Annotated in this window: 7 protein-coding genes; 6 read left to right on the top strand and 1 reads right to left on the bottom strand. The window is 43.5% G+C overall.

Translation table 11 applies throughout. The annotated features are described in order from the left end of the window. Positions 1-161 precede the first annotated feature (161 nt). The 3 genes from H6G97_RS40645 (at position 162) to H6G97_RS40655 (ending at position 2,139) form a co-directional block, all read left to right on the top strand. Positions 162-551, top strand: a complete 390-nt coding sequence (locus H6G97_RS40645; protein WP_190946279.1) for a hypothetical protein — start codon at positions 162-164, stop codon at positions 549-551. Between the two features lie 164 nt (positions 552-715). Next, positions 716-1,456: a hypothetical protein gene (locus H6G97_RS40650; protein ID WP_242055907.1), complete on the top strand. Its 741-nt coding sequence runs from the start codon at positions 716-718 to the stop codon at positions 1,454-1,456. Positions 1,457-1,473: 17 nt separating this feature from the next. Next, positions 1,474-2,139 carry a hypothetical protein gene (locus H6G97_RS40655; RefSeq protein ID WP_190946280.1) on the top strand — a complete coding sequence of 222 codons (666 nt, stop codon included), beginning with the start codon at positions 1,474-1,476 and terminating at the stop codon, positions 2,137-2,139. Positions 2,140-2,466: 327 nt separating this feature from the next. Here H6G97_RS40655 and H6G97_RS40660 read toward each other — a convergent pair whose 3' ends face one another. Beyond that, on the bottom strand, positions 2,467-2,718 hold the full coding sequence (locus tag H6G97_RS40660) for a hypothetical protein (protein ID WP_190946281.1): 252 nt from the start codon (positions 2,716-2,718) through the stop codon (positions 2,467-2,469). Positions 2,719-2,773: 55 nt separating this feature from the next. On the opposite strand from H6G97_RS40660, the gene H6G97_RS40665 reads away from it, so the two are divergent. The 3 genes from H6G97_RS40665 to H6G97_RS40675 all read left to right on the top strand — a co-directional run bounded on the left by H6G97_RS40665 (position 2,774) and on the right by H6G97_RS40675 (position 7,670). Further along, positions 2,774-2,968, top strand: coding sequence for a hypothetical protein (locus H6G97_RS40665; protein WP_190946283.1), 195 nt, complete (start codon positions 2,774-2,776; stop codon positions 2,966-2,968). A 373-nt stretch (positions 2,969-3,341) separates the two neighbouring features. Continuing rightward, positions 3,342-3,983: a restriction endonuclease subunit R gene (locus tag H6G97_RS40670; protein WP_190946282.1), complete on the top strand. Its 642-nt coding sequence runs from the start codon at positions 3,342-3,344 to the stop codon at positions 3,981-3,983. Between the two features lie 561 nt (positions 3,984-4,544). Next, positions 4,545-7,670 carry a strawberry notch-like NTP hydrolase domain-containing protein gene (locus H6G97_RS40675; protein WP_242055908.1) on the top strand — a complete coding sequence of 1,042 codons (3,126 nt, stop codon included), beginning with the start codon at positions 4,545-4,547 and terminating at the stop codon, positions 7,668-7,670. The last annotated feature ends 111 nt before the right edge of the window (positions 7,671-7,781 follow it).

Genomic DNA, 7,781 nt, shown 5'->3' on the forward strand with positions numbered 1-7,781 from the left:
TTCAAGCTAGAGGAGAAAGAGGAAATTATAGGACACAACGTATTAAATTTAACTCTAACTACTCTGATTAAGTTTTCGTTACATACTTATAAATTTTCCCGCCGACTTACTTACATCTTGCTGGAGTCAGCCGGGAAACGTTTAAAGCATTCTTGGACATTGTGGCAGGCAAGACTGTTGCTCAAGCGCTGGCAGTTCATGAGTTTGAGCAAGAATTGTTCGATGAAATCACCAGTGAACTTGATGCTCGTTCGTTACAGCGACGCACAGAGCAAGGTTTTGATGAAATAGCGTTTATTTATCAGTTGGCCAAAAATCCCGAAATCAGGCAACAAATTACCCAAGAGTACGGGTTAAAGACTGGGGATGAGATTAAGCAACAAGTTCAAACCCTGACTACTGCTGCAACTGTTGGTTTTGACCCGAAAGCATTTTTAGACGAATTAGGAGTGCCGACATCAGAAAAAAAGTCGAAACGACCTGCGACAATTCAGGATCTGAAAAATTTGACACGCTCTTTGTTGAACGAGAAATTCCAATCTCCAGCTTAAAATGGCGCAACTTCTTCAAGGAGAATCTTTTCGGATTCTCAGTCATTTTTTTTCTAGTTTGCATTGGGCTGTCTGTTTACACTCGTGTTATTAATGCACCGCCACCCCAGACAACACAAAGTATCGACGGGCAACAACCGTAAAATATTTTGGCTGAGTGTTTGATGAAATATCAGAAGCAAGCGATGTTGGGATTATTGGGCATGGGTACCGAATTTCAAAATATTTCTGGCTCCAAGCTGATTATTTTAGATGAAGGTACGGCTGTTTGTTCCAAATTTAAAAATACCAAGGGTGAAATTGGCTGGCTCAAAGACAAAATCATCTCTTACTGTTCTTGCGGTGATAGTTCCGGTTGGCATTTCTGGATTGTCGTACAGAACCCTCACACTGATGACTTGGGCATTTCTGGCGGACTGCGATCCCAGTTAACGTCTGTGGCGTTGGTTCATCCTGATAACGTCCCAGCTTACAATGCCATGATTGCCACTCAACTCATCCCCAGCGATCGCAAGATTACTTCAACCCAAGTCATGGAAATTGCCGCACAATCACCAGTCGGTCGAGCGGTTTATTACGGCGGCATCAATGAATGGATACCAATGCCTCTGTTAAAGAATTTCTCTGGTTATGACCGGGATACCAAACAGTTTGTTAATTTTGCACCAAGTAATAAGCAAACCTCTCAAGCTGAAACTAATTCATCAAGTAAACCAACAACCCAAGCTCAACAGATGTTGGCGCTCTTGGAGAAGACGAAAGCCAGTTCCATTGATGAGTTTATCCAAACCGAGTTGAAATTAGACGGAGTTCCACCAGAGCTTATCCGTTTGGGAATCGAAAGATTACTTCAGAATTCACATCTTAAATACAAATTCGATGGCTGCGATAGTAATCAAAATTAAAATTTGTTGAATAACCTATGCAAGACAATAATCAAAGCAACTCCCCCTCAGCAACCTCAAACCCTTTAGAAAAGTTAACAGCGAGTGTTGTTAACTTTTTTAACAGTCTTTCTCAAAGCTTTAAAATATCAGAACGCGAACTACTAGTTCAAAACCAGTGGCTACATAATATGCAAACTAGTAAGCTTCTCAAAGAACAACAGGATTTCATCAATGAAGCTAATCAACAGATGCCTATACTATTAACTTCCAAGTCAAGATTAATAATTCTCGAATCAATACTTGTCGCTCGTGCCAGAGATGGGCAACCTATAGATGATTTAGTGACGGCAATTGAAGTAGTCAAGAAGAACCTTCTTGAGATAGATATCCAGCCCAATCTCAATTTAGAAAAGGAGCAAAAAACTCAACCTCAGAAAACCAAAGATGCACTAATTACACATCGTCACCAGTACGAGTTACCTGTTCTGAGCGAAGTTGGTGATTTAATCACTGATGTCCGAAACCTTATATTAGTTGTGCCTCTAATTGCGGCTCTATTTGTTTTGATTTTGCCGATTACTAGCCCAAGAATTTGCGATTCTTGGGAGAATGCTACTGGCACTTATGAAAACAAAAGTTTGTATTGTCAACTTTTAAGTGATTTGAATCGCTTTTTTCAAAACTATCAGAAGCTAAAATGAATCTTCTAACTCTGGCAACAATCGCCGGACAGAACTGGAATGGTATTGCGGTTATCCAGCTTGTTTAGCAGCTATGGTAGCGATCGCGGCTGGATTGCTCTTCTTTTTTTGGCATCGCTCGATTCAGTTTTAGTTTGTGTCCCATTGGGACACATTTTTATCAGATCAAATACAGCCGAAGCTTCAATTAATCTATAAGGATGACGACGTTGATATCCAAACCTATCTTTGCAATACTCCTCAAAAGCTGCTGTGGATGGAACGATAAAGCCTGCGATGGCGCAAGCGCCCGCCGGAGGCGCTCACTCAAAACCTTGAGACAACAAATCATCCGGCTATGTCTTTACCACTCTTGTAAGTCATCGCTCTGGGTTTCCTCTTGCCTATAGGGACTACTTTCGATTGCTTAGGTGCTTGTGGCGGACGGCATTTTTCACAGTAAAGCGGTCGCACACCAAAGGTTTCTCGTTGTGTGGGTTGCTCGCACTGCTTACACACAAAGTTAAAAACGCGAGTATGAATTTCCCGCTTGTGCGCTCTGACGGTATACTCTCGGACTTCAATAGTTTTGCTGGGCATCGGTTCTTTCTTCGCTGTTCTATTTATAAGGATAGTTTCTGGTATCAATATATTCATGCATCATTTGAGTGAAACAGGGATAATTGCCCAGGTGAAATATTGCCTCGCCCGAATCGGTGATAGTAAAGCCTTAGAACGAGAATCATCTTTCCGCCGCAGTATTCGCCAAAAGTCACGACGAGCCGCTATGAATGATCAGTATATGCTTTCTGTGTTAGCCGCATCTCTCCCAAATTCAATCCTCTACTAGAATCCCACTGTCAATAGGGTTTGAGACGCGCTAACCCTGCAATATCTGCGACTCAGGGGAGTAATGTATTGCGATCGCTATTCCTGTGAGTCGTGATTTCTAGACGATCGCCTCAATTATCTATCTGCTAAAGGCTTTGCGGTATACGATCGCATCAACAATCTATCTCCTGAAGGCGATCGCTATTCCTGTGAGTCGTGATTTTTAGGCGTTCGCCTCAACAATCTATCTTTTAAAGGCGATCTCTATTACTGTGAGCCGTGATTTTTAGGCTATCTCTCTTTTGCTCTTAATATATCGTATATTAGGTATTGGAGGCTAGATCAAATGTCTAGACTTTTAAACTTCATGTAATTACTACAAGAATTTAACCGTGATTACAAATGCTAGTAGCCTTACCCTTGGCGCTCTCCGTCAAACTTTTGGCTTGAGACTCGACTCTAGCGATCGCTTTTTTGATGAATGGTTAAATAATGCGCCGACTCTAACCGAAGCGGAACTACAAGGACTAGATCGCCTCACTCGAAACTATACCTATCTCAGTCAAGAAGAACCACCTCTCGAAGAAATTGTTAAGCTTGTAGTTATATCACCATTGCTAGATTTAGCAGGTTTCTATCAGTTTCCTTTTTTGGTAAAAGCAGAAGTAAGTACCAATATCGAAGTTGCAGACGAAGCTAATGCTATTGCAGTTCAAGGCAGGATTGATATTTTGGTGATTCAAGATAGTTTTTGGATTTTGGTAATCGAGTCAAAGCCTGCAAGACTAGACGTTACGGCGGGAATTCCCCAAGCACTTACTTATTTATTGAGCGCTCCCAACTTACAGTCAAGTTGTTATGGAATGGTTACAAACGGAAGAGAAGTATTGTTTTTGAAATGCGATCGCCACCAAAATATCCCTCAATATACTAGATCCCATACTTATCGGTTACTTGAAAATACATCAGAACGTATCCAAGTTTTGCAGGGACTTAAACAAATTGGGGCTTATATTGGCGATTTGAGGAGTTAGGCGATCGCTATTACTGTGAGTCGTGATTTTTAGGCGATCGCTTCAATTATCTAACTGCTAGAGGTTTTGCTGATAACTTAAGAACAAGGAAATAGGCTTCAAATAAAGCTAACAATGCTGCCAATAAATCACCGAAAACTAAAAAGGCTGATGTAAAGTCTTCAGGCAAGCGCAAGGCAGGTAGACCGCGTACATCTGCATAAAACTAAGAAGGTAAAAGGGGAAAGGGATAAAAATTTCCTTTCTCTATTCCCTTTTACTAATACTTTATTCTTAGCCTCCGACTGAGCAACGGAGGCTAACTTATCTTCTGAAAAATAGTGAACGTTATGTGCCCGTTTGATAGCTAATAAAGCCCACATATTACCCGCATTTCTCACAAGCTCCAAAGCGATTGATGATGAGTAATAAGTAAAAAGTAATGAGTAAGGAGTAAAGAGTTTACTACTCCTTACTCCTTACTCTTTACTCACTACTCATTACTCCTCCATTCGAGGTGTGGTGAGAAATCCGGGATTAGCTTCGCTTTTTCAAGAGTGAAAATTAAAATTATATAGTCCAATGGTACAACAACTTTTCACTCAAGGTTCTTTATTCGATTTGCAAACAGTAATCGATTATGGGCAGTCAGTTATTAATGTTGCCCAAGAGCTTGCAAAAGTTTTAATAGATAATCGCCCTCTCTCTACAAAAACTGTTTCTTCCCAGATGAATCGTTACTTTCTAGGTACTTCCGCGTCTGGTGCATGGCAATGGAAAGATGCTTACGAAGCTGTGGAAGTGGCGCAAATATTATATCTGCGCCAAAAAGGTTACAAGCTTTTATTAGAGTCGCCGCTAACAGTATTATTGGAATTGGAGAAGTTAGTAGCTCTCTGCCCAACGCAAACACGGCGCAGTGAAGAGTCAGTACAGCTTCAGCAATTCTCCACCCCTCTGCCGCTTGCTTATCTAGTAGCCAAAGCAGCATTTATAAAGGCTGATGATTTAGTACTTGAACCCAGTGCCGGAACTGGTTTGTTAGCACAAATGGCTAAACTTAGGGGTGCAAGTCTGATGCTCAACGAGCTTGCACCCGATAGAAGTAAGATTCTGCGGCGATTATTCCCTGGCACACCATTATTCTCAGTAAACGCGGAACAGATTAACGACTATCTGGTTGGCAAGACTCAGCCCTCAGTTGTGCTGATGAATCCACCTTTCTGTGCATCTCCCAAAATCAACAGTCGTAATCCCGACGCAACAAAGAGCCACATCAACTCGGCATTGCAAAGACTGGCTGACGGTGGACGGCTCGTAACAATCACAGCCAACTGGTTCTCACCTAATAATCCCACTTGGCGCGAGACTTTTGTTAGGTGGCACTCAGAAGCACGAGTTTTAATGTCAGTCGGGGTTAACGGCAAGGTTTACTCAAAACATGGTACACAGATCGACACTCGGATTACAGTGATCGACAAAGTTCCGGCTGATAATCACAGGCAAATCCCTTGTATTTCCGAAACCTTGGACTTGCCCGAACTGCTGGCGTTGATTGAGCAGTTGCCTGGACGATCTTCGTGGGAACGCTCAGATATCAAAGCTGCTGCGAAGGCAATTGTTGTTCAATTGCCAAAACGCTCTGTGGTAGCTCAACCAGAAACAGTTTCCTCTCTTCCAGACGATGTAGTAGTGCTGGAATATGAAGTTGTCGAATGGTCTGCTACAGAAGGACTTAAAGATACTTTATATGAAACCTATCGCCCACAGCGAATCCGAATCAAGGACGCTTTACCTCATCCCTCACTGCTTTGCGAAAGTGCAGCCCTAGCACTTGTATCACCACCAGCACCAACTTATAAACCGCATCTTCCTAGCAACATTATCACACAAGGCTTGTTATCAGAGGCACAACTTGAAAGCGTTATTTACGCAGGTCAGGCTCACTGTGAATTTCTGTCTGGGTCTTATATTGTGGATGATTCTTGGGATAATGTGACTGTAGCGGCTCAAGGCGAAGAAAATGCCGTAAAATTTCGTCGTGGCTGGTTCTTGGGCGATGGTAGTGGTACTGGGAAAGGAAGACAGTGTGCAGGAATCATTCTCGACAACTGGTGTCAGGGGCGGCAAAAAGCAATTTGGGTATCTAAAAGTTCTGCCTTAATTGAAGATGCCCGTAGAGACTGGTGTGCTTTAGGAGGTGATGCAAAAGACATTATCGACCTGAGCAACATCAAGCTAGGCGACCCCATTTCTTTCACCCAAGGTATTCTGTTCTGCACCTACTCAACTCTACGTTCTCAAAAGAATGGCAAAAGTCGGCTTAAGCAAATCGTTGAATGGGCAGGCAAGGACTTTGAGGGAGCGATCGCTTTCGACGAATGCCACAGTATGGGCAATGCAATGGCTCAAGAGGGCAAACTGGGCATGGTTGCAGCATCCCAGCAAGGCATTGTTGGGCTGCGGTTGCAAAACGCATTACCGCAGGCACGGGTTATCTACGTTTCTGCTACTGGAGCGACGAAGGTTTCCAACCTATCTTACGCAAATCGTCTAGGGCTTTGGCAGACTGGGGATTTCCCGTTTACCTCCCGTGAGGATTTTGTGGAATCCATTGAGGGCGGTGGTATCGCCGCGATGGAGATTGTAGCTAGAGATTTGAAAGCACTCGGTCTGTATTTGGCGCGGAGTCTTTCATTCGAGGGAGTTGAGTACCAGACTCTCTACATTGATTTAACGCCGACGCAGAAACGGAGTTATAACAGCTATTCTGATGCTTTTGGTGTTATTCACCATAATTTAGATAAAGCCCTGGAAGCTTGTAATATCTCTGGTGACAAGACTTACAACCGTGCTGCAAAGATGAGCGCGGTGTCGCAGTTCGAGTCGCACAAGCAAAGATTCTTCAATCATCTGCTGACCGGGATGAAATGCCCTACCCTGATCAAAGCGATTGAGCAGGATCTTGCTGCTCAAAATGCAGTTGTTGTTCAGATCGTCTCGACTAATGAAGAATTGCTTAAGCGACGACTTGATGAAGTTCCGGCTTCCGAATGGAAGGATCTCAATCTTGACTTGACCCCACGGGAATACGTTATGGATTACTTGATGAGTGCTTTCCCTGTTCATCTCCATTCCATCCATTCTGGCGTCGATGGAGAAGAAAGATCCGAGCCAGTCTTTGATGCCGATGGTTCTCCAGTTATCTCCCAAGAAGCTGTAGCCTTGAGAGATACTCTAGTTGATCGACTGGCAAGCCTTGACCCAATCCCTGGTCCATTAGAACAATTGCTGTGGCACTTCAGTAACAAACAAATTGCCGAAGTAACTGGTCGCAGCAAGCGAGTTTTGAAAGATGATTCAGGGCGTTTGTTTGTGGATTCACGCGGTGCTGGGGCGAATATTGCTGAAACTGCTGCGTTTATGCAGGGTGACAAACAAATCCTCATTTTCAGTGACGCTGGTGGCACAGGCAGAAGTTATCATGCTGATCTCAACGCTGTTAATCGGCGGCGGCGATCGCACTACCTGCTTGAAGCTGGCTGGAGAGCAGACAACGCAATCCAAGGGCTTGGGCGATCGCACCGCACCAACCAAGCATCAGCACCCGTGTTCAGACCTGTTACCACTAACGTTATCGGCGAACGCCGCTTTATCTTAACCATTGCTCGAAGGCTGGATAGCTTGGGCGCACTCACAAGGGGGTAAAGGCAAACCGGAGGTAATGGGATATTTGAAGCTAAAGATAATCTGGAGTCGAACTATGCAGAGTACGCACTATACGAGTTGTTTAAGCAGATTTTCCAAGGTCGATTTTAT

It is taken from the genome of Nostoc flagelliforme FACHB-838 (genome assembly GCF_014698065.1).
GTDB lineage: Bacteria > Cyanobacteriota > Cyanobacteriia > Cyanobacteriales > Nostocaceae > Nostoc > Nostoc flagelliforme_B.